This is a genomic window from Candidatus Nitrotoga sp. 1052 (assembly GCF_927312905.1).
In the GTDB taxonomy this organism is placed as follows: domain Bacteria; phylum Pseudomonadota; class Gammaproteobacteria; order Burkholderiales; family Gallionellaceae; genus Nitrotoga.
Window position 1 is genome coordinate 12,015 of record NZ_CAKMHQ010000078.1, and the last position, 20,644, is coordinate 32,658.

A 20,644-nucleotide genomic window follows, 5' to 3' on the forward strand; every position below is an offset into this window, starting at 1 on the left:
ACATGAAATTAAAAAATCTAGCGGGACTTATCCCGCTGTTATATGCCGCGTCCGCCATAGCCATCGAACCCTTCGTGGTTAAGGATATTCGTGTAGAAGGTATACAGCGTACTGAGGCAGGCACTGTATTTAGCTATTTACCGGTCAAGGTCGGTGACAAGCTGGATGATGAGCATGCTGCTGCGGCAATCCGTGCACTGTTCGCCACTGGCTTTTTCAAGGACGTGCGCCTTGAGATGCAACAGGGGGTGTTAATTGTACTGGTGCGCGAACGTCCGTCCATCGCCAGCATTGAAATTAACGGAGTGAAGGACTTTCCGAAAGACACGCTGCGCGACAATCTTAAGTCGGTGGGGCTGGCGGATGGTCGTATTTTCGACAAATCTGCCTTGGACAAAGCGGAGCAAGAACTCAAGCGTCAGTATGTAGCGCGCGGCAAATATGGGGTGAGTTTCAACACTACTGTCACCGAGTTAGAACGCAACCGTGTCGCTATTATCTTTAATGTGGTAGAGGGTGAAACTTCTAAAATAGGACAAATTAACATTATCGGTAACCAAGTTTTCAGCGAAAAAAAATTGAAGGGTTTGATGCAGCTTGATACTCCAAACTGGATAAGCTGGTTTACTAAAAATGATCAATACTCCAAGCAAAAACTGTCTGCTGATTTGGAAATTTTGCGTTCACTTTATCTTGACGCGGGCTATTTGGAGTTTTCCATAGACTCTACCCAAGTTTCTATCACACCGGACAAGAAGCACATTTACATCACCATTAATCTTAGCGAAGGCGCCAAGTACACAGTTTCTGATATTAAGGTATCTGGACCTGAGAATATCTTGCCGCATGTAGAGACGCGCAAACTGATTAAAATACAAGCGGGTGATGTGTTTTCTCGCAAGGAGCTGACCGACTCCAGCAAGAAAATAGGCGACCGCCTTGGCGAGGATGGTTACGCCTTCGCTAATGTCAATGCGGTACCGGATGTAGATAAAGAAAAGCATCAAGTGGGGTTCACCTTTGTGGTAGACCCTGGCTCGCGAGCCTATGTACGACACATCGACATTACAGGTAACACTAAAACTCGCGACGTTGTGATTCGACGTGAATTTCGTCAGATGGAGGGCGCGTGGTACTCCGCGTCTAAAATTAAGACATCCAAACAGAAGGTCGATCGCTTGGACTTCTTTAGTGAAGTAAATATTGAGACCATCCCGGTTCCTGGTACAAATGACCAGCTAGATGTTAGTCTGGCTGTTAAGGAAAAATCCACCGGGAACTTTTCGATCGGTGCCGGGATATCCAGTAACGTTGGTCTGGTGTTTACTGGATCGGTCACTCAACGAAATTTGTTCGGTACCGGCAACAATCTCTCTGCACAGATTAACACCGGCAGGGTTAACCAAGTGTATTCGGTATCTTATACCAACCCCTATTACACTGATAATGGAGTAAGCCGGGGTTTCGATATATATAAACGCAACGTGAACTCCACCTTCACGGCGATTAGCCCATACCTTTCCTCAACCATTGGTGGAGGAGTGCGTTTTGGCATACCAATCAGCGACTTCGAGAATACGCATTATGGTTTATCGGCGGAAAAAACTGAACTGACACTTACCGACGCCAGCTCGTCACAAATGAAAGAGTACGTCAGAATATTTGGACCTTCCACAAGTAACCTGACGGGTTCGGTGGGCTGGAGCCGGGATAACCGCGACAGTGCTATTTACACTACCGAGGGAACGACGCAGCGTGCATTTGTGGAAGTAACCGTGCCGATCTCCGATCAGCAGTATTACAAGCTCACCTATCAGAATCAGTGGTTCTATCCTATAAGTCAAAATTTTACTCTTATGCTAAATGGCGATGTGGGCTATGCGGATGGTTATAGCGACAAGCCGGTGCCATTCTTCAAGAATTTCTATGCTGGCGGGCCAGGTACAGTGCGTGGTTTTAAGCCATTTTCCTTGGGGCCGAAGGACAGTAATAATAACTCCTTGGGTGGCACGAGGCGCATAATCGGAAACGCTGAATTACTGTTTCCAGTGCCTGGAATGGGCAAGGACAGATCAGTGCGTATGAGTGCTTTTGTGGATGCGGGTGCGGTGTTTGGCCTAGGTATGTCAGGATCTGACAGCTTGCGTTACACTGTTGGCGTAGCTGTTACTTGGGTATCACCGATGGGTCCACTTAAAATTAGCGTGGGTGTGCCGCTAAACGACCAATTTGGTGACAAGTTACAACCATTCCAGTTCACGATGGGTTCGATGTTTTAAATTAAGTTAGGAGAAGAAAATGAAAATTTTGAGTATGAAGCTTATGCAGATATTGCTGTTGGTCGGCTGTACTCAAGCATTGGCGGCCGATTTTCGGGTCGGCATAGTGAATACCGAACGCATTTTGCGTGAATCTGTTCCTGCTGTGAAGGCCGAGAAAAAGATCGAGAAGGAGTTTTCTGGACGCGACCAGGAAATCAAGAAAGTCGCCAAGCAGGTGAAAGATGTCAAAACATTCATGGAAAAGGAAGGTCTGACCTTGCCAGATGCTGAGAAACGCAACAAAGAACGTGAACTGGCCAATCTCAACATGAATCTGCAACGCATGCAGCGTGGTTTCAGCGAAGATTTGAACCTGCGCAAGAATGAGGAAATGTCAGTGGTTCTGGAACATGCTAATAAGGCCATTCAAGCGCTTGCAGAAAAAGAAAAATATGACTTGATATTACAGGAGGCTGTATATCGCAACCCAAATATTGATATTACCGAAAAAGTCTTGAAATATATGGCAAATGATAAATAAAATTCTAAGTCCTGTTCAAATTGTATGAAGCGGGCAGATCATAGCCTTAAGGAAATTGCAGCGCGCTTTGGCGGTCGGCTGCTGGGAAATGCCGAGACAACCGTTAATCAAATAGCTACGCTGGAAAGCGCGCAGGCAGGCCAACTTACTTTTCTGGCAAGTGCAAAATATCGACCGCTCCTTGCTAATACCCGTGCCAGCGCAATAATCGTCGGTACAGCAGATGCGGAGACGACAGCACTACCACGCATCATTAGTGACAATCCTTATCTTTATTTTGCAAAGGTATCGGCGTTCCTGAATCCACTGGATTCGGTGGTTCCGGGCATCCATCCTAGTGCTGTGATTGAGGAAGGGGCTCAAATTGCCCCCAGTGCCTATATTGGTCCGAATGTGGTGATTGGCGCAGACTCCAGAATAGGAGCTGGTAGTGCGATTATGGCAGGATGCAGCATTGGTGCCAGGGTATCCATAGGGACCGATACTCGTCTATACCCGCGTGTGGTGGTATACAACAATTGCGTGCTTGGAAACAGGCTAATTGTGCACTCCGGTGTTGTGATTGGTGCAGATGGTTTTGGTCTGGCGATGGATGGAGGCCGTTGGCTAAAAATTCCGCAGATCGGAAGCGTAGTCATTGGTGATGATGTGGAAATCGGCGCGAATACCACTATTGATCGTGGCGCGCTGGATGACACGGTGATTGAGGAAGGAGTCAAGTTAGATAATCTAATTCAGATTGCGCACAATGTTCGCATTGGTGCACATACCGCCATTGCTGGATGTGTTGGCATTGCAGGTAGCGCGGTTATCGGGCGCCATTGTCGCATCGGTGGTGGAACCGGTATTTTGGGACATACACAGATATCGGATCATATCGAGATTTCTTCTTATACGATGATTGGAAAATCTATTCGGGAACCGGGTACCTATACTGGAATTTTCCCATTCAGTTCGCACAAAGTGTGGCAAAAAAATGCTGCTCAGCTGCGTCATCTGGATGAACTGGCAAATAAGATGAAAACCTTGCAGGATGAGGTTGAGACATTAAGGAAGGAACGTTCATGAGCACCGACACCCAGATGGACATCCATGAGGTTCTGGAATACTTGCCGCACCGTTATCCTTTTTTGCTAATTGATCGTGTACTGTCATACGAACCTGGCAAGGATATAGTGGCAGTGAAAAATGTCACGATCAATGAGCCTTTCTTTAGTGGGCATTTTCCGCACTACCCGGTCATGCCCGGAGTGTTGACTATCGAAGCGATGGCCCAGGCTGCGATTATCCTGGCATTCAAGACGTTAGATACCAAGCCGGACGACAAGTCAGTTTATTATTTTGTTGGTATTGATGGGGCGCGTTTCAAGAAGCCGGTAATTGCGGGTGACCAATTAATATTAAAGGCATCGTTCCTTCGTAATTTGCGCGGTCTGTGGAAGTTTTCTGCGACTGCAGAAGTCGACGGGCAGGTCGCAGCAGAGGCTCAGTTAATGTGTACTGTGCGTGAATTGTAATGCGTCATCCAACGGCTCTTATTCATCCAAATGCCAAATTGGCAAATTATGTTGAAGTGGGTGCGTATTCAATAATCGGCGAGCATGTCGAGATCGACGAAAACACTCAAATCGGCCCACATGTAGTGATCAGCGGACGTACCAGAATTGGCCAGAATAACCGAATTTTTCAATTTTGTTCACTAGGAGAAATTCCGCAAGACAAGAAATATGCTGGTGAGCCGACGCGACTGGAAATTGGTGATAACAATACCATACGCGAATTCTGCACCTTTAATATAGGCACCTCACAGGATGCTGGCGTGACGCGTATTGGGAACAATAACTGGATTATGGCTTATGTGCATTTGGCGCATGACTGTCAGATCGGAAGCCACACTATTTTTGCTAATAACGCAAGTCTGGCCGGGCATGTCAAGATTGCTGATTATGCAATACTGGGAGGTTTTTCCATGGTACACCAGTTCTGTCAAATTGGCATGCATGCAATTACTGGAATGGGAACAGTTATCTTGCAGGATGTTCCGCCTTATGTCACTGCCGCCGGCAACCCTGCTGCACCCCACGGTATTAATTCGGAAGGGTTGAAGCGGCGTGGTTTTTCAAGTGCAACGGTGATGGCGATTAAGCGCGCCTATAAGACCCTGTACAAATCCGGGTTGATGCTAGAGCAGGCTAAAGTTGCTATTGAAGAACAGGCAGCAGAATATCCAGATCTAAATGTACTGGTTGATTTCCTAGGTCGTTCGCAACGCGGCTTTATTCGTTAATCTCGTTACATGACACAGCAAGTGAAAGTGATCGGCATTGTTGCCGGTGAAGCTTCAGGTGATCTGCTCGCCAGTCATATGATGGAAGAGCTGAAACGGGCAGTGCCCGGTGTGAGATTCATCGGAATCGGTGGACCCAAGATGCAGGCAGTTGGTATGCATGTGTTATTCCCGCAGGAAAAACTTGCGGTGTTCGGTTATGTCGAAGTGCTGAAACATTATTGCGAAATAGCAAGTATACGTCGCAAGCTTCGAGCATATTTCTATGCTCATCCTCCAGATTTGTTCATTGGTATTGATGCGCCAGATTTTAATTTTGATCTAGAGTTGAAGCTCAAGGAACGCGGCATTCCCACCATACATTACGTTAGTCCATCTATTTGGGCATGGCGCGGCGACCGCATCCACAAGATTAAGCGTGCGATATCGCATATGCTGGCGTTATTTCCTTTTGAACCCCCGCTATATGAAAAAGCAGGCGTTGCAGTAACCTATGTCGGGCACCCTCTGGCCGATATGTTGCCAGAGGAACCCAATCGGGACGCAATGCGCAAGCTGATGAGTTTGCCTACTCAAATCAAAGTGTTTGCCTTCCTGCCAGGGAGCCGCCAGAGTGAAGTGCGAAATCTGGCTGTAACCTTTATTGATACCGCTAGAATTATTTTACAAAAACTGCCTGAATCAATCTTTCTTATACCATTGGCTACCATTGAAACGCGCCGTATTTTTGAGGAAATATTGAGGCATTGCGGGGGACAGGATTTGCCAATCAGGATCCAATTTGGTCATGCGCACGATGCGATAATCGCTGCAGATGTTGTGCTGGTTGCATCGGGTACCGCTACGCTCGAAGTTGCGCTACTCAAACGTCCCATGGTTATCACTTACAAGATGTCAGCCTTGTTATATTGGCTATTGAAACCCAAGGCATACCAACCATATTTCGGCCTTCCAAACATACTTGCAGGTAAATTTGTAGTGCCGGAGCTGTTGCAGAATGATGCAACACCGGAGAACCTTGCACAGGCGCTGCTAAACTGGTTATCTAACAAACAGGCAGTTACCGAACTAGAAGCAATCTTCACCAATATGTATTCCACGCTTAGGCAGGGTAATGCTCACAAGGCGGCGCAGGCTATCCTGCCATATCTGGGTATGCAAGAGGGCGTCAAGTGAAAAACAACCTGCTTATCTGTGGAGTGGATGAGTCCGGGCGCGGCCCGTTAGCAGGACCAGTCTATGCCGCTGCGGTAATATTGGACAACTGCCGACCAATAGAGGGACTGGACGATTCCAAGAAGCTCAGCGAGAAGCGTCGCAATTATCTTGCGTTGGAAATAAAGCAACATGCCTTGGCTTGGGCGATTGCAGAAGCTTCAGTCATAGAGATTGATTCAATCAATATTTTGCGTGCCAGTCTATTGGCTATGCGCCGTGCAATCGAAATGCTGCAAATCCGACCGCATGAGGTTTTGGTCGACGGCCTGTATTGCCCGGATACGGGGCTGCCGAGCCGTGCAATCGTGCGAGGGGATAGCAGTGTTGCGTCCATCTCGGCAGCCTCTATATTGGCCAAGACCGCGCGTGACGCATCCATGCTGTTGCTGCATGATATTTATCCACAATATGGTTTTGCCGCGCACAAGGGCTATCCCACCGAAGCACACCTGGCAGCATTAAGAATGCACGGCGTATCTGCCGAGCATAGAAGAAGTTTTCGACCCGTTCGGGAAATATTGCCGAAAATATGAGGTTAAGGTGGAACTTTTCAAACTTATCCATATTCTGGCGGTGGTAATTTGGGTCGGTGGTATGTTTTTTTCCTACATGGTACTGCGCCCTGGCGCTGCCGAAGTCTTGCAGCCACCAGAAAGACTGCGCCTGTGGGCTAAAGTATTTGCCCGTTTTTTTAATTGGGTGTGGTTGGCGGTGTTTCTGCTACTGGTAAGCGGTTTCTATATGATTCACCAGCTTGGCGGTATTGCTCATGTACCGCGTTATATTCATCTGATGTTGCTGTTTGGTATTGCAATGACACTAATTTTCATATATGTGTTTTTCGTCTGTAACATGCATTTTAATATCCAGATTGTGGCGCAGGATTGGCCCAAGGCAGGGGCGGTGCTGGCTACTATACGCAAGCTGGTAGGGTTAAATCTGGCTATCGGTTTGCTGACCATTGCTATAGTGATTTTGGGCAAAGCGATATAGCGCATGTAAATCCTATGTGAGAGTATAGAAAAGTTTAGCTATGAACCATCAGCAAAACTGGTAAGCGCGCTTCCACGACTATTGAATAATACTCTTTAAATTCGGCTTATTATTTTATTGTATTAGCTGAGGAATTAACATTCGACATGACATCTGTCGTTAAAATTATTCGCCATGAGTTTCGGGTAGAATAAACAACTTTATCAAATCCATTTAAAGGCATCTAATGTATAAAATCGCACCCAGTATTATTTCTGCCAATTTCGCCAAGCTCGGCGAAGAGATCATCAATGTCCTTGCCTCGGGGGGAGACATTATTCACCTAGAAGTAATGAATAAGCATTTCGTGCCAACATACAGAAATGGTTCGAAGGCATGCGCGGCTATTCGCCCTATTACTCAAGCGCCGATCGAGATACACCTGACGAGTGGGTACAATGTAGACAATTCATTGAATGACCTTGTACCGGAATATGCTAAGGCTGGCGCAAACATTATTACTTTTCATCCTGAAGCAGTTGATCGAGATGCATACAATCTACCGTCCTTTGAAAACATCGAGCGTATCGTTGATTTAATTCACGAAAACGGCTGCAAAGCAGGGTTGGCATTCAATGCAGGCACGCCTTTTAGCTATCTAGACCATGTTATAAGTAAGATCGACGTTGTCTTGATTATGTCTAAACAGACTGGCTTAATCAGTGGCCAGAAATTTATTCCGGAGGCGATTAATAAGGTGCGTACGGCACGCAAAAAAATCAATGATAGCGGGCGTAATATCATCCTGGAAGTCCACGGTGACGTGAATTTAGGTAACATCGCACAAATTGCTTTGGCTGGTGCCGATACTTTTGTGGTCGGTTCTGCTGTGTATGAAGCAGGCAATGAGACTGACCCAAATCGCTATGATTCCATTATCGCTGCCCTGCGCGCAGAGCTTGCCAAGGTTGGTTCATAAATGCTGCAAGTGCGTATCTTACGCAGAGTCTCGCTATTTTAATCAAATTAAACACGCCGTGTCCATGACAGTGTAACTAGCATGGCTCTGTCGTCGCATGTTGAGTGACATGCGACGATCCGCCGTGTCAATAATTTGGCTATTGGATGACTCGACTATGGTATTGGTTGGTAGTGAAATACGCGGTGGTAGGCGATGTGTATGATGGTTGATGCAGCATTCCGATGAAGAGTGATAGCAGTTAACTGCGCGATTTTTTCATTGCTTGCTGAGCCTCGCGTGAGGCATCGCGTTCTCGCTCGGTGTCTCGTTTGTCGTGTTGCTTTTTCCCTTTCGCAAGGCCGATATCCAATTTGACGAGACTGCCTTTAAAGTGCATGTTCAATGGCATAAGAGTGTAGCCAGCGCGCTGCACTTTGCTGATCAACTTATTGATTTCAGCTGCATGCAACAGTAGTTTGCGCGTGCGAACGGGGTCAGGATAGATATGCGTGGAAGCGGTAGTCAATGGGCTGATATGGGAGCCGAACAGATACAGGGCGCCATCTTTCACCGTAATATAGGCTTCCTTGAGATTGGCACGTCCGGCGCGGATTGCTTTGACTTCCCAACCTTCCAGCATGATGCCGGCCTCATAGCGGTCTTCGATGAAGTAGTCGTGGTATGCTTTTTTATTTTGGACTATGCTCATAATTTACATATTCTACCAGCTTTGCATGGACGTACTGCTAGAATGGCCTTAGTCGAGAAATCAGTACTGGTTCCCTACAGCGCGAAGCAGATGTTCGTTCTGGTGGATAATGTGGCGGATTATCCGCGGTTTTTGCCGTGGTGTGGCGGAGCCAGTGTTATCTCGATGGATGGAGATACCGTACATGCGACAGTACACATCAATTATCACCATATTAAGCAGAGTTTTACCACTGAGAATGTGCGTCAGTTTCCTCATCACATTGACATCACACTGAAAGATGGACCGTTCAAGCACCTTGACGGTGATTGGCATTTTATACCTCTTTCCGAATCTGCCTGTAAAATAGAGTTTAAGTTGCATTACGAATTTTCCAATAAGTTACTGGAAAAAGTGTTCGGCCCCATTTTTCATTTCATTGCCAATAGTTTTGTGGATGCTTTTGTTCATCGTGCAGAAAAGATTTATACAGGAAATGAGAGTCCAGATTAGTGTTGTAATATGCCTATTAGCCTATTAAATGGATATTCATCTGTGCGGCAAGACGAGATTACTTAGGGTTACTAAATGTTAGATTACGACCTGCATTGCCATTCAACTGTTTCGGACGGATTGCTGTCGCCCACTGATTTGGTTGCGCGCGCGGCAGAGCGGGGGGTGAAATTTCTTGCTTTGACTGACCATGACGATCTCTCTGGCTTGGCTGAGGCAGCTGCTGCCGCTGCACAGCACGGTATGCAATTTATCAACGGAGTCGAAATTTCTGTTACTTGGCGCAGCTACACCTTGCATATTATTGGTTTGCGTATTGATCCGGCATATGAACCGCTGGCGGAAGGCTTACGCAACATTCGCAGTGGGCGTGGAGCACGTGCGCAGCTGATGGCTGAGTCACTGGCCAAGAGCGGCATAAGCGGGGCGCTGGCAGGCGCTTATCAATATGCAGATAACCATGGCATTATTGGACGCACACACTTCGCACGTTTCTTGGTCGAGAGAGGCTACTGCAAGGATGTGCGTAGCGTGTTCAAGAATTATCTGGTTAAGGATAAACCTGGATATGTGTCGCATCAATGGGCTTCGTTGCCGGATGCAGTCACCTGGATATGCGGCAGCGGTGGTGTCGCCGTGTTGGCGCATCCAGGTCGTTATACTGTGGCACGCAAAGGTATGGGACAGAAGACCTTGCGCGAATTGCTGCGTGAATTTATCGATTTGGGCGGACAGGGGATAGAAGTAGTGTGTGGTAGCCACACGCCAGAGCAATATGCCGAGTTTGCCCGCTATGCTAATGAGTTTAATTTGCTGGCTTCGTGTGGTTCGGATTTTCATGGGCCAGGTGAAAGCTATCGGGATTTAGGGCGTTTGCCCGATTTCCCATTGGATTGCCGTCCCGTGTGGCTGGCGTGGGAAGGTGACCAATCTCCGTCTTCAGAAACTTTGCTCATCTCTTCAGGGGAGGAACGAGGAAAAGCAGAGAGAGTTAACCGCTGACCATGTCACAATTTTTCACTATTCACCCAACAAATCCACAGCCGCGACTGATTAAACAGGCCGCCGATTTAGTGCGCAATGGTTCGGTAATTGCCTACCCTACTGATTCCTGTTACGCCTTAGGTTGTCATCTTGGTGATAAGGAAGCAGTGGCACGCATCCGCCAAATACGCGGCGTGGATGATAAGCATCATATGACGATGGTTTGCCGAGACTTGTCCGAGCTGGCCCGCTATGCGCGGGTGAATAATGTGCAATTTCGACTGCTAAAAAACAATACACCGGGCAGTTATACATTTATCCTTGAAGCCACCAAGGAAGTTCCCAAGCGCCTGCAACATCCCAAACGCAGCACGATCGGTGTGCGCATCCCAGATCATCCGGTGGCGTTGGCGCTGCTGGAAGAACTGGGTGAGCCGCTGATAAGTTCTACCTTGATTTTGCCAAATGAGGAGTTTGCAATGAATGATGCCGAACAGATTCGCGACCTGTTACAGCATCAAATTGATCTGGTGGTGGATGGTGGCGCGGTGGGATTAGACCCGACCACGGTAATTGACCTAACCAAGGATACGCCTGTGGTGGTTCGGTTCGGCAAGGGTGATGTTTCACCATTTTTAATTGAGAAATAAATAATAAATGCAGATCGACCAATTGATACAAACCATTGCCATTGCAGCGATCCCGATTTTATTTGCAATTACCTTGCATGAGGCGGCGCATGGCTATGTGGCGCGGCATTTCGGTGACATGACGGCTTATCAGCAGGGGCGTATCAGCTTGAATCCCATCCGCCACATTGATCCTGTCGGCACTATCTTGCTACCGTTGCTGACGCTATGGATGGGTGGAATCTTGTTTGGTTGGGCCAAACCGGTGCCTGTAAACTTCGCCGCTCTGCGCCGTCCCAAGCAAGATATGCTTTGGGTGGCACTAGCCGGTCCGCTTGCTAACCTTTTCATGGCGCTAATCTGGGCGGTGCTGGCCAAGCTGGCATGGACATTACCGGCAAATTATTTCGCCGAGCCATTGTTGGAAATGGCGCAGATCGGAATTAAAATCAACATCGTGTTAATGGTGCTAAATTTGCTGCCGCTACCGCCTCTGGATGGTGGGCGCATGGCCGTCAGCCTGCTACCGCATCGACAGGCTTCCATTCTGGAGAGAGTTGAACCGTACGGTATGTTCATACTGATTTTTTTGGCGATTTCGCCTGTCCTCAGCTGGATATTGGGGCCGCCTGTAATCGGGCTTATCCAGTTAATTAATTCTATTTTTGGACTGTAAAGTAAAATTATGCATGTTGATCGAGTGTTATCAGGAATGAGGCCCACGGGTAGTCTGCACCTTGGGCATTACCATGGCGTGTTGAAAAACTGGGTGGAGATGCAGCAAGAATACGAGTGCTTTTTTTTTGTTGCTGACTGGCATGCGCTGACCACACATTACGATACCCCTCAGATTATTGAACAAAGTGTATGGGATATGGTCATTGACTGGCTGGCTGTGGGAGTTGATCCCGCCCGAGCCACGCTGTTCATTCAATCCAAGGTACCAGAGCACGCCGAGTTACATCTGTTGCTCTCCATGATTACGCCGCGGGGTTGGCTGGAACGTGTGCCGACCTATAAAGACCAGCAGGAGAAACTGACAGAGAAGGATTTAGGCACATACGGTTTCCTCGGCTATCCGCTATTGCAAAGTGCGGATATCCTCATTTACCGCGCTACCCAAGTGCCAGTAGGTGAAGATCAGGTACCACACATCGAGTTCACGCGCGAAATTGCACGTCGTTTCAACCACATTTACGGGCGCGAATCGGGTTTCGAGGAAAAAGCCAAAGCTGCCGTCAAGAAACTAGGGAGCAAAAAAGCAAAACTGTATGACGAGTTGCGTACTCGCTATCAGGAGCAAGGTGATGGCGAGGCGCTGCAATCGGCCAAATCACTACTCGACGAACAGCAGAGCCTAATAAGCATGGGCGACCGCGAGCGTCTGCTTGGCTATCTTGAAAGCGGTGGAAAAATGATTTTATTCGAGCCGCATGCCATGCTCACTGCGGCTTCGAAAATGCCCGGGCTGGACGGACAGAAAATGTCAAAATCTTACAACAACACAATCAGTCTGCGCGAGGACGAAGCAAGTGTAACCAAGAAAATTCGCACCATGCCGACCGACCCGGCGCGTGTACGTCGTACCGATGTGGGAAATCCGGATAAATGTCCGGTGTGGCAGTTACATCAGGTATATTCCAATGAAGATACCAAGCACTGGGTGCAACAAGGCTGTAGGAGCGCACGCATAGGCTGTATCGAATGCAAACAACCCGTGATAGATGCAGTGCTGGCTGAACAAAAACCCATGCGCGAGCGTGCTCAGCTCTATCTGGACGATCCCACGTTAGTGCGCAACATCATCTCTGATGGTTGCGAGAAAGCGCGCAAGCTGGCGGCCGAGACCATGCGTGACGTGCGTGAGGCGATGGGACTGAATTACAGCTAAACAGGGGGAGAGATAGACCTCTAACTTATAGGTGCTGGCATAACAGGTGAATACTTTGGAGCAGTTTCCAGGCAACACGCACGGCGTTCATATCCATGGCCAACCGCTGCTGGAGATGCCACATGACCTTTATATTCCGCCGGATGCTTTGGAAATTGTTCTTGAGACTTTCCAGGGACCGCTAGACTTGTTACTGTACCTGATTCGCAAGCACAATTTGGATGTGCTCGATATACCGATGGCACAGTTGACGCAGCAATACATGGTCTATATTGAGATCATGCAGCGCAACCGCTTGGAGTTGGCCGCCGAATATTTGCTGATGGCGGCGGTGCTGATTGAGATTAAATCACGCATGTTGTTGCCGCGGTCGTCCAAGCTTATGGATGCGGGAGAGGAAGATCCACGTGTCGAGCTGATGCGCCGCTTGCTGGAATACGAACAGATGAAGCTGGCCGCGCAGAAGCTGAACGAATTGCCGCAGGCCGGGCGTGATTTTGAGCTAGTTCAAGTCCTGATCGAACGTGTTGAAGAGCAGCGATTACCGAATATTACTGTGGAAGATTTACGCCAAGCCTGGCTCGCGCTGCTGGCGCGTGCAAAACTGAATACACACCACAGGGTGCGGCGCGAGGAGCTTTCGGTGCGCGAACAAATGACACGTGTGTTGCGCCAATTGCGGCACGGCCAGTTCGAAGCATTTGAGAATCTGTTTGAAGCGAGCGGTGGAATTGCACCACTAGTGGTGGCTTTTATCGCAATTCTGGAGTTGGCCAAAGAAACATTGGTCGAAATTACACAAACCGAATCATTGGGAAAAATTTATGTCCGGGCAAGCCGTAGCCTTACCTCTGAGTGAAGAAGCTGCTGCACAAATTGACGCGGTGCAACTCAAGAAAATATTAGAAGTTGCGTTGTTGACTACCCCAGAACCACTGTCACTCGCGGAGCTGAAAAAACTTAGCGATGCGCCGGTAGAAAATCATATTATAGAAAAAATGCTGGAACAATTGGCGCAGGAATATACAGGCAGCGGCGTGGAACTCAACCGCGTGGCGAACGGTTGGCGGTTTCGCGCATGTCCTGAGATGCAGCCTTATTTAGATCGCCTCAACCCGCAAAAACCGCCGCGCTATTCGCGCGCGGTTATGGAAACTCTCGCAATTATCGTTTACCGTCAACCCGTAACGCGTGGCGATATCGAAGAGATTCGCGGGGTAGCAGTATCCGCGCATATTTTGAAGACTCTGGAAGCGCGCGGATGGATAGATATAGTCGGCACGCGCGATACACCTGGTAAACCAGAATTGTTCGCTACCACCAAACAACTGCTGGACGACCTTAATCTGCGTTCGTTGCAGGAACTACCGCCGCTAGAAGAAATGAGCAGTCTGCTGGAGCACGATGAGGTATGAGTTTTAAGTGCAAGCTGAACCATGAAATACATCACTTCGCACAGCAATCCTTTCTTTAAAGAGCTGCTCAAGCTGGCCAGTTCAGCACGTCAACGCCAAAAGGCTCAGCAGACTTTATTAGAAGGCGCACATCTACTTCAAGCTTATCATGCATTTGGCAGCCAACAGCCTCAGCACCTGTTGGTGACGGAAGCGGCAGTGCAAAACCGCGAAGTGGCGGAGTTATTGAAAAAATTCCCTGATGTGCCGCTATCTCAATTGGACGATAGCTTGTTTGCTGAACTGTCCGAGCTAAAAACTCCCAGTTGTATTCTCGCTCTTATTGAAATACCTCAAATCTCAATCCCATCAGTGCATAGCAGCTTTTGTTTGCTGCTGGAAGACATCCAGGATCCTGGCAATCTTGGCTCCATATTGCGTACCGCTGCTGCAGCAGGTTGCGATGCAGTTTTTTTGTCCAAGAACTGCGCCGATGCATGGTCGCCCAAAGTGCTGCGTGCCGGGATGGGTGGACATTTTGTGTTAAGTATCCATGAATCAATTGATTTGCTCGCCATGGCTACTGCATTTCAAGGGAAGACTTTTGCTACTGTAGTGGGTGCAAAAAACAATCTGTATGACTGCGATCTTCGTGGCAACATTGCCTTTGCGATTGGAAATGAGGGAGCAGGGCTGTCTAAAAGTTTGCTGGCAGTAATCAGCCAGCACATCGCCATCCCTATGCCTGGGCGAAGTGAATCATTAAATGTTGCTGCGGCCACTGCTGTATGTCTGTTCGAAGCAGTGCGGCAACGCAGGTAATTATTTATCTCAAAACCATCAACAAATATCAAACAACTTATTGGTTGGAAATCTACTCCAGAAGAAGCTGAATGGATGTACTTTTCTGCCCATATTTTATGGAATTCAAATGTGCGGCTTGATTTGCTCAATTGGGATTGTTATAGTGAAAACGGTAAATAGCGCTTCTTAACGAAAGGAACTTTATAATGAACATGCTAGGAGCAACAACCTCAACAGTGGATATTTCCAAAGAAAAGCTAATGGACGACTTGAGAATAGTGGTTGCAGATGCGGAAGAACTGCTGAAGGCAACTGCCAATCAGACTGGGGAACGTATCGCGGCGGCACGCGCCAGGGCAGGAGAATCATTGCAAGCAGCCAAGACTCGGCTTTCCAATGCACAAGTGGCGGTTATGGAAAAAACCCGGGCTGTCGCCACGGCCACGGATGACTACGTACATGTTAATCCATGGCAAGCCATAGGAATTGCAGCAGCGGTCGGCATTCTCCTCGGCGCAGTTATTTCGCGTCGCTGAGTCCACTCATGGATCCTGAATCGCAGGATTCCGTTTCAGGTCGACAAATCGGGCTGTTTGGTTCACTGAAAACGCTGGCGGCCACATTGCTTGGGATAGGTTGCACGAGATTAGAGCTCCTTTCCAACGAAATAGAGGAACAACGGGTGTGGCTAAGCTCCATGCTGTTGTGGACTTTGATTACGCTGTTTTGTGCCGCTGTGGGTATCGTGCTGGTTACGATATTTCTGGTAGTTGTTTTTTGGAATACCCACCGTTTGTTGTCCTTGCTTATATTGGCGTTCTTGTTTCTGCTGGGAGCGATATTTTCTTCGCGGGTAGCACTTGGCAAAGCTCGAGCTAAACCCAAACTGTTTTCGACCAGCCTTGCGGAGTTGTCCAAAGACCATGAGCTGTTAGCCCCCCGTCTATATGAACGCGGAACTGATTAGATTAGCAGAACGCAAAGCCTCGCTGGTGGCCAGAATAGGGCGTCAGCGCATAGAACTGGCACAGGCTTTGGTGCCTTGGCACGGACCTTTGGCGATAGTAGACAAAGGCTTGCTGGCGGTACGCTTTCTTAAATGTCATCCAGTATTGCTGGCGGGATTAGCAATGGTTTCAGTTGTACTACGCCCAAAGTTTTCGACTAGATGGTTCCAGCGTGGGTGGATGGTATGGAAAATGGCGCTTACAATAAGGCGTAGACTGTCTGGCGTGTGAGCAAACACTCTTAGGATTCTGAGGAAAGCTCAAGAGCGGTTACGGTTTGGATCATTGATTCTTTGCTCGAATTCTATACGAACAGGACGGACGATACGACTTAATTTGCAGTGCAGCACATCCATCTTCCATAGATGACGTTAGATTGTTTTAAATCAGCTTCGCTCAGCCAACTGCGGGAGACGCGGTTATTTTGCTAGAAAATGAGTAATATTTATTATTCTGACTTCCATGCGCAAACTCGCACTGAACCTCACCCACAAGCATAAGCGTCAACTGCTTTCGATTAGCAAAATCGCTGCTATAGTTTTTCTCGTTTTTAGCGCGCTTCTTTTTTTTGTCGGACCACCAATCGTCAAATCATTTGTAGCCAAAAAAATTGGTGAGGAAATAGGACGCAAGGTGGATTTCGGCGCAGTCAATATTAACCCCTTTACGCTGTCAGCAACGATACGCAACATCGCCATCTACGAACCGGGTCAACAACAGGAAAAAACTCTCGCTATAGATGAACTTTACGTGGATATCTCACTGGCTAGCGTTAGCCATTTTGCACCAGTATTCAATGAAATTCGAGTTACACAACCAGTCGTGCGCGCCATCCGCATAGGAGAAAATAATTTCAATTTTTCAGACATAGTCAACAAAATTCTCGCCAAACCAAAATCTGGCGATGCGCCCGCACGTTTCTCACTAAACAACATTCACATCCATCAAGGCCGCATTGACTACGATGACCGTGTGCTGAAATCACATCACACCATTTCCGAGTTAGATCTGTTTATTCCATTTATTTCAAACCTGCCACACGATGTCGAGATTTTTATTTCCCCAGCTTTTAGCGCAAAGGTAAACGGCACGCCGCTTGCAATTATGGCTAAATCAAAGCCGTTTGCTACGTCTCGTGATACTTCAGTGCAGATCAACCTCGACGGCCTGTCGTTGCCGATGTATGTGCCATTTGTGCCAGTGCAGCTAAATTTTAAATTGGTTTCCGCCTTGCTGGATACGCGCCTGAATGTCGATTTTCAACAAAGCGGCGCCACGCAAAGCATCGTCATAAGTGGTGATGCCAGCGTCCGTAAATTGCAGCTGCAGGAAAAATCGGGAGTACCGTTGGTGCAATGGGACAAGCTATCGGTTGTGCTGGATCGCGTGGAGCCGTTTAACAATCTGGTGCGTTTGCGCGAAATAAAACTGGAAAGGCCGGATATGCAAGTGAAGCGGTTGCAGGATGGCTCGCTCAATCTTTTCCTTGCATTTGTGTTGCCCGCTACAGTTCAGAAAGACAATGCCAGCAACAGCGCAAGCACAACGCCAAGCAGCCAGCCTGCCACTGCCAAGTCCAAGCCATTTATCTTTTCGCTCGCCAGTGCCGAGATTATGAACGGGCGCATAAACTGGCAGGATGCCACTACCGACCCTGCGTTTGGGCCTGCCGCGCTGATGATCAAACGACTGGATGCAAGCCTGTCTAAATTCAGCACGGAAGGAAATACACCAGCAAATCTAAATGTTAAATTAGAAACCGATGCAGGTGAGATCTTGAGTCATCAGGGATCACTCATGCTCAACGGCAAATCTTTGCAAGGCGATCTGCAAATCACGGCTCTGCAACCACAACACTTGCGGCCATACTTTGCCACAGTTTTTGCCGCCGGACTGGAAGATACGCTGCTGGATGCCAAATTACCTTATCAACTGACTTGGCCGGAAACCGGCGTTAATCTGGTGCTCACCAATGCCAGTGCCCACCTGCGCAACCTGCAAGTGAAGCTGCCAAAAGAAAAGGACAGCAGCATCACTGCCAAAGACGTCACGTTTGATGGCTTTCAGATTGACCTCGTCAAACAAATCGCTGTGCTAGATGGCATAGTCGTTAATGCTGCCAAACTAAAAATCAAGCGCAACACAAAAGGTGAAATCGATTTAATGGCGATGCTTGCAGGTAATCGCCGTGCAACAAAAGAAACCACGACTAACCTTGGCACAACTGCCAAACCCAACGCTTGGGAGGCATCATTGAAGCAGCTGAAAGTCGAGCAGTCTGATATTCATTTCAGCGACTCAAAGGTGGCGCCCCAAAATGAGGGCAAGCCTGCAGTACAGCAACTAAGTAACATAGACCTTTTGCTTGAAAATATTGCCTTGGTGACGGGAGCTGCCACTTCAACTCCCTCGCCCTTGAACCTTAAGCTTAGCCACAATAAGCGGGGCAATTTGAATGCCAATGGCACCCTGACATTACGTCCGCTCGGCGTTAATCTTAAAATCGATAGCAAAAAGCTTGCTGTAACGGCATTCCAGCCTTATTTCGCAGATCAGATCAACGCCGTTTTTACCAATGGCAATCTAAGTACCAAGGGCAAGCTGATGGTGCAACTACATGAGCATCGACCGCTGCGCGCTAGCTATGTCGGCTCAATCAACTTGGCCGATATCCGGACTCTGGATAAAATCAGTGGCGATGATTTCCTGCGCTGGAAATCGTTGTACATCGGCAATATCAACACACAAATAAACACGCAGAAAAACCCGTTGGCAGTATCGCTTGGCAATATTGCGCTTTCTGACTTTTACGCACGGGTTATTGTCAATGCCGACGGGCATCTTAATCTACAGGATATCGCAACAAAAAATGGACAGGGACAATCCACTTCCACCAGCCTGACACAAACGGCGCCCTCGACAGACAATTCCTCGGAAGCTGCTGTTGTTGAATTACCTACACCAACCATTACTGCGTCAGCAAATTTGGCTGCGTCGAATGTATCTTCTGCCGTTGTCCCAGCGCAGACGGCAGGCGAAGCTCCAGCCATTAAAGATGCAAGTGTCAGACCATTGATACGCATTGGACAAATTACACTGCAAGGCGGCAATATCTATTTTTCCGACAATTTCATCAAGCCTAACTACAGTGCCAACCTGACTGCTCTGACCGGCTCGGTTTCAAAGGTTGCATCTGACGACCCCACACCAGCCGACCTCGTCATGAATGGAAAAATTGACGATGATGCCGCATTGGAAATAATCGGCAAGATCAACCCGCTTGGCGCTCAATTATTTCTTGACTTGGCCGCCAAAGCTCATGGTATCGAGCTGACTCGTTTGACACCCTATGCGGCAAAATATGCGGGCTATCCAATCACTAAAGGCAAGCTGTCAGTAGATGTTAAATATCACATTGAGAATGGCCAGCTGAATGCCAAGAACAAAATATTTCTCGACCAGTTAACCTTCGGCGAAAAGGTGGACAGCCCTGATGCGCTCAAATTGCCAGTGTTACTTGCGGTCGCACTGCTGAAAAATAGCCGTGGGGAAATCGACATTAACCTGCCGATTTCTGGTTCGCTATCCGACCCAAAATTCAGCATCGGCGGCATCATTTTCAAGGTCTTCATTAACCTTATAACCAAGGCCATTATCGCGCCGTTCTCGCTGCTGGCCTCTGCTTTTGGCGGCGGCGATGAACTGGCCTATGTGGAATTCGCCCCCGGTATAAGCAACCTGACGCCGGAGACACAGAGCAAGCTCGCCACATTGGCCAAAGCGCTTAATGATCGCCCTGCGCTTAAACTAGAAATAATCGGCCGTGTCGATCCTGTCACCGATCGTGATGGCGCCCGTCGTGTCTATGTCACGCAAAAAATAAAGGCGCAAAAAATCCGCAGTCTGAAATCTGATGGAGCTTCCGTCAACATTGAGGAGGTGACTGTCAGTCCTGAGGAGTATCCAAAATACCTGGAGCAGGCCTACAAGGCGGAAAAGTTTTCAAAACCGCGCAATTTTATCGGCTTACTAAAATCTCTGCCGCCGAAAGAAATGGAAAATTTGATGATCGTAAACGCACCGATCGGCGAAAATGAACAGAAGGCACTAGCTGAGCGCCGCGCATTATCGGTCAAGCGACATCTGGAAGAGCAGGGTAAAGTGGCGAACGAGCGAATGTTCCTAGTGGCACCCAAACTGACGGCAGAAGGCATCAAGGATCAGGGTAAGCATAGCCGTGTCGATTTCACGTTGAAGTGATATGTAAGTCTGGCCATAATGCCGGGCGGATTCAAGTGCTGGCTGCGGCCGGGATGACGGACAAGGACATAGCGCAGAAGCTTGACCTTGGTCGCCGAGTTGCAGCGCGCTGGCGGGCGCGCTTTCTCGCCGCTGGTGTCGATGGACAAGATGCGACGCGTGCAATCTCCTTTGAAATAGTGCTGGGAGAGCGTTTCAAGAATCGACCAATTTCCCTAAGTTTACTTTCTTCTC

Annotated in this window: 22 protein-coding genes and 1 pseudogene; 22 read left to right on the top strand and 1 reads right to left on the bottom strand. The window is 48.2% G+C overall.

The annotated features are described in order from the left end of the window. The first annotated feature begins 2 nt into the window (after window positions 1-2). The 9 genes from bamA (at window position 3) to MJ768_RS13690 (ending at window position 8,258) form a co-directional block, all read left to right on the top strand. Complete coding sequence (gene bamA / locus MJ768_RS13650) at window positions 3-2,279, top strand: outer membrane protein assembly factor BamA (protein ID WP_239292501.1); 2,277 nt, start codon at window positions 3-5, stop codon at window positions 2,277-2,279. 19 nt (window positions 2,280-2,298) lie between these two features. Beyond that, entirely contained in the window at window positions 2,299-2,802 is a 504-nt protein-coding gene (locus MJ768_RS13655) for an OmpH family outer membrane protein (protein WP_239292502.1), read from the top strand. Window positions 2,803-2,826: 24 nt separating this feature from the next. Further along, complete coding sequence (gene lpxD, locus MJ768_RS13660; RefSeq protein ID WP_239292503.1) at window positions 2,827-3,870, top strand: UDP-3-O-(3-hydroxymyristoyl)glucosamine N-acyltransferase; 1,044 nt, start codon at window positions 2,827-2,829, stop codon at window positions 3,868-3,870. Continuing rightward, entirely contained in the window at window positions 3,867-4,319 is a 453-nt protein-coding gene (gene fabZ / locus MJ768_RS13665) for a 3-hydroxyacyl-ACP dehydratase FabZ (RefSeq protein WP_239292504.1), read from the top strand. Before lpxD ends, fabZ begins: the two co-directional genes overlap by 4 nt. After that, window positions 4,313-5,089 carry an acyl-ACP--UDP-N-acetylglucosamine O-acyltransferase gene (lpxA, locus tag MJ768_RS13670; protein WP_239292550.1) on the top strand — a complete coding sequence of 259 codons (777 nt, stop codon included), beginning with the start codon at window positions 4,313-4,315 and terminating at the stop codon, window positions 5,087-5,089. Before fabZ ends, lpxA begins: the two co-directional genes overlap by 7 nt. 9 nt (window positions 5,090-5,098) lie before the next feature. After that, on the top strand, window positions 5,099-6,265 hold the full coding sequence (lpxB, locus tag MJ768_RS13675) for a lipid-A-disaccharide synthase (protein ID WP_239292505.1): 1,167 nt from the start codon (window positions 5,099-5,101) through the stop codon (window positions 6,263-6,265). Continuing rightward, the gene (gene rnhB / locus MJ768_RS13680; RefSeq protein ID WP_239292506.1) at window positions 6,262-6,840 is read left to right on the top strand and encodes a ribonuclease HII; all 579 of its coding nucleotides are present in this window, start codon (window positions 6,262-6,264) and stop codon (window positions 6,838-6,840) included. Before lpxB ends, rnhB begins: the two co-directional genes overlap by 4 nt. Before the next feature lie 7 nt (window positions 6,841-6,847). Further along, window positions 6,848-7,300, top strand: coding sequence for a CopD family protein (locus MJ768_RS13685; protein ID WP_239292507.1), 453 nt, complete (start codon window positions 6,848-6,850; stop codon window positions 7,298-7,300). A gap of 226 nt (window positions 7,301-7,526) precedes the next feature. After that, a complete protein-coding gene (locus MJ768_RS13690; protein ID WP_239292508.1) occupies window positions 7,527-8,258 on the top strand; it encodes a ribulose-phosphate 3-epimerase in 732 nt (243 codons plus the stop codon). A 241-nt stretch (window positions 8,259-8,499) separates the two neighbouring features. Here MJ768_RS13690 and smpB read toward each other — a convergent pair whose 3' ends face one another. After that, a complete protein-coding gene (smpB, locus tag MJ768_RS13695; protein WP_239292510.1) occupies window positions 8,500-8,949 on the bottom strand; it encodes an SsrA-binding protein SmpB in 450 nt (149 codons plus the stop codon). A 42-nt stretch (window positions 8,950-8,991) separates the two neighbouring features. Between smpB and MJ768_RS13700 the strand changes: the two genes are divergently transcribed. The 13 genes and pseudogenes from MJ768_RS13700 to MJ768_RS15540 form a co-directional block, all read left to right on the top strand. Continuing rightward, a complete protein-coding gene (locus MJ768_RS13700) occupies window positions 8,992-9,441 on the top strand; it encodes a type II toxin-antitoxin system RatA family toxin (RefSeq protein WP_239292512.1) in 450 nt (149 codons plus the stop codon). 75 nt (window positions 9,442-9,516) lie between these two features. Further along, a complete protein-coding gene (locus MJ768_RS13705; protein ID WP_239292514.1) occupies window positions 9,517-10,443 on the top strand; it encodes a 3',5'-nucleoside bisphosphate phosphatase in 927 nt (308 codons plus the stop codon). 2 nt (window positions 10,444-10,445) lie between these two features. Next, on the top strand, window positions 10,446-11,075 hold the full coding sequence (locus MJ768_RS13710) for an L-threonylcarbamoyladenylate synthase (protein ID WP_239292516.1): 630 nt from the start codon (window positions 10,446-10,448) through the stop codon (window positions 11,073-11,075). Window positions 11,076-11,082: 7 nt separating this feature from the next. Continuing rightward, a complete protein-coding gene (locus MJ768_RS13715; protein ID WP_239292518.1) occupies window positions 11,083-11,730 on the top strand; it encodes a site-2 protease family protein in 648 nt (215 codons plus the stop codon). A 9-nt stretch (window positions 11,731-11,739) separates the two neighbouring features. Beyond that, window positions 11,740-12,945, top strand: coding sequence for a tryptophan--tRNA ligase (locus tag MJ768_RS13720; RefSeq protein ID WP_239292520.1), 1,206 nt, complete (start codon window positions 11,740-11,742; stop codon window positions 12,943-12,945). A 115-nt stretch (window positions 12,946-13,060) separates the two neighbouring features. Further along, complete coding sequence (locus MJ768_RS13725) at window positions 13,061-13,804, top strand: segregation and condensation protein A (RefSeq protein ID WP_239292552.1); 744 nt, start codon at window positions 13,061-13,063, stop codon at window positions 13,802-13,804. Then, complete coding sequence (gene scpB, locus MJ768_RS13730; RefSeq protein ID WP_239292522.1) at window positions 13,770-14,360, top strand: SMC-Scp complex subunit ScpB; 591 nt, start codon at window positions 13,770-13,772, stop codon at window positions 14,358-14,360. The genes MJ768_RS13725 and scpB overlap by 35 nt, the downstream gene beginning before the upstream one ends. Before the next feature lie 21 nt (window positions 14,361-14,381). Continuing rightward, the gene (locus MJ768_RS13735) at window positions 14,382-15,161 is read left to right on the top strand and encodes a TrmH family RNA methyltransferase (protein ID WP_239292524.1); all 780 of its coding nucleotides are present in this window, start codon (window positions 14,382-14,384) and stop codon (window positions 15,159-15,161) included. Between the two features lie 188 nt (window positions 15,162-15,349). Beyond that, window positions 15,350-15,679, top strand: a complete 330-nt coding sequence (locus tag MJ768_RS13740; protein WP_239292525.1) for a DUF883 family protein — start codon at window positions 15,350-15,352, stop codon at window positions 15,677-15,679. An 8-nt stretch (window positions 15,680-15,687) separates the two neighbouring features. Continuing rightward, on the top strand, window positions 15,688-16,110 hold the full coding sequence (locus tag MJ768_RS13745) for a phage holin family protein (protein WP_239292526.1): 423 nt from the start codon (window positions 15,688-15,690) through the stop codon (window positions 16,108-16,110). Beyond that, on the top strand, window positions 16,091-16,381 hold the full coding sequence (locus tag MJ768_RS15535; protein ID WP_445083005.1) for a YqjK-like family protein: 291 nt from the start codon (window positions 16,091-16,093) through the stop codon (window positions 16,379-16,381). Before MJ768_RS13745 ends, MJ768_RS15535 begins: the two co-directional genes overlap by 20 nt. A 231-nt stretch (window positions 16,382-16,612) precedes the next feature. Beyond that, the gene (locus tag MJ768_RS13750) at window positions 16,613-20,410 is read left to right on the top strand and encodes a DUF748 domain-containing protein (protein WP_239292527.1); all 3,798 of its coding nucleotides are present in this window, start codon (window positions 16,613-16,615) and stop codon (window positions 20,408-20,410) included. 35 nt (window positions 20,411-20,445) lie between these two features. Then, window positions 20,446-20,544: pseudogene (locus MJ768_RS15540) on the top strand (helix-turn-helix domain-containing protein); the annotation flags it as partial. Between the last annotated feature and the right edge of the window lie 100 nt (window positions 20,545-20,644).

What these genes read in the sequence shown, in the direction of transcription:
- MJ768_RS13740 (WP_239292525.1), top strand. Translation starts at nt 15,350, where the DNA reads ATGAACATGCTAGGAGCAACAACCTCAACAGTGGATATTTCCAAAGAA.
- MJ768_RS13655 (WP_239292502.1), top strand. Translation starts at nt 2,299, where the DNA reads ATGAAAATTTTGAGTATGAAGCTTATGCAGATATTGCTGTTGGTCGGC.
- MJ768_RS13710 (WP_239292516.1), top strand. Translation starts at nt 10,446, where the DNA reads ATGTCACAATTTTTCACTATTCACCCAACAAATCCACAGCCGCGACTG.
- MJ768_RS13690 (WP_239292508.1), top strand. Translation starts at nt 7,527, where the DNA reads ATGTATAAAATCGCACCCAGTATTATTTCTGCCAATTTCGCCAAGCTC.
- MJ768_RS13720 (WP_239292520.1), top strand. Translation starts at nt 11,740, where the DNA reads ATGCATGTTGATCGAGTGTTATCAGGAATGAGGCCCACGGGTAGTCTG.
- MJ768_RS13750 (WP_239292527.1), top strand. Translation starts at nt 16,613, where the DNA reads ATGCGCAAACTCGCACTGAACCTCACCCACAAGCATAAGCGTCAACTG.
- lpxB (WP_239292505.1), top strand. Translation starts at nt 5,099, where the DNA reads ATGACACAGCAAGTGAAAGTGATCGGCATTGTTGCCGGTGAAGCTTCA.
- fabZ (WP_239292504.1), top strand. Translation starts at nt 3,867, where the DNA reads ATGAGCACCGACACCCAGATGGACATCCATGAGGTTCTGGAATACTTG.
- MJ768_RS13725 (WP_239292552.1), top strand. Translation starts at nt 13,061, where the DNA reads ATGCCACATGACCTTTATATTCCGCCGGATGCTTTGGAAATTGTTCTT.
- MJ768_RS13745 (WP_239292526.1), top strand. Translation starts at nt 15,688, where the DNA reads ATGGATCCTGAATCGCAGGATTCCGTTTCAGGTCGACAAATCGGGCTG.
- MJ768_RS13705 (WP_239292514.1), top strand. Translation starts at nt 9,517, where the DNA reads ATGTTAGATTACGACCTGCATTGCCATTCAACTGTTTCGGACGGATTG.
- MJ768_RS13700 (WP_239292512.1), top strand. Translation starts at nt 8,992, where the DNA reads ATGGCCTTAGTCGAGAAATCAGTACTGGTTCCCTACAGCGCGAAGCAG.
- smpB (WP_239292510.1), bottom strand. Translation starts at nt 8,949, where the DNA reads ATGAGCATAGTCCAAAATAAAAAAGCATACCACGACTACTTCATCGAA.
- scpB (WP_239292522.1), top strand. Translation starts at nt 13,770, where the DNA reads ATGTCCGGGCAAGCCGTAGCCTTACCTCTGAGTGAAGAAGCTGCTGCA.
- MJ768_RS13715 (WP_239292518.1), top strand. Translation starts at nt 11,083, where the DNA reads ATGCAGATCGACCAATTGATACAAACCATTGCCATTGCAGCGATCCCG.
- MJ768_RS15535 (WP_445083005.1), top strand. Translation starts at nt 16,091, where the DNA reads ATGAACGCGGAACTGATTAGATTAGCAGAACGCAAAGCCTCGCTGGTG.
- MJ768_RS13735 (WP_239292524.1), top strand. Translation starts at nt 14,382, where the DNA reads ATGAAATACATCACTTCGCACAGCAATCCTTTCTTTAAAGAGCTGCTC.
- lpxD (WP_239292503.1), top strand. Translation starts at nt 2,827, where the DNA reads ATGAAGCGGGCAGATCATAGCCTTAAGGAAATTGCAGCGCGCTTTGGC.
- bamA (WP_239292501.1), top strand. Translation starts at nt 3, where the DNA reads ATGAAATTAAAAAATCTAGCGGGACTTATCCCGCTGTTATATGCCGCG.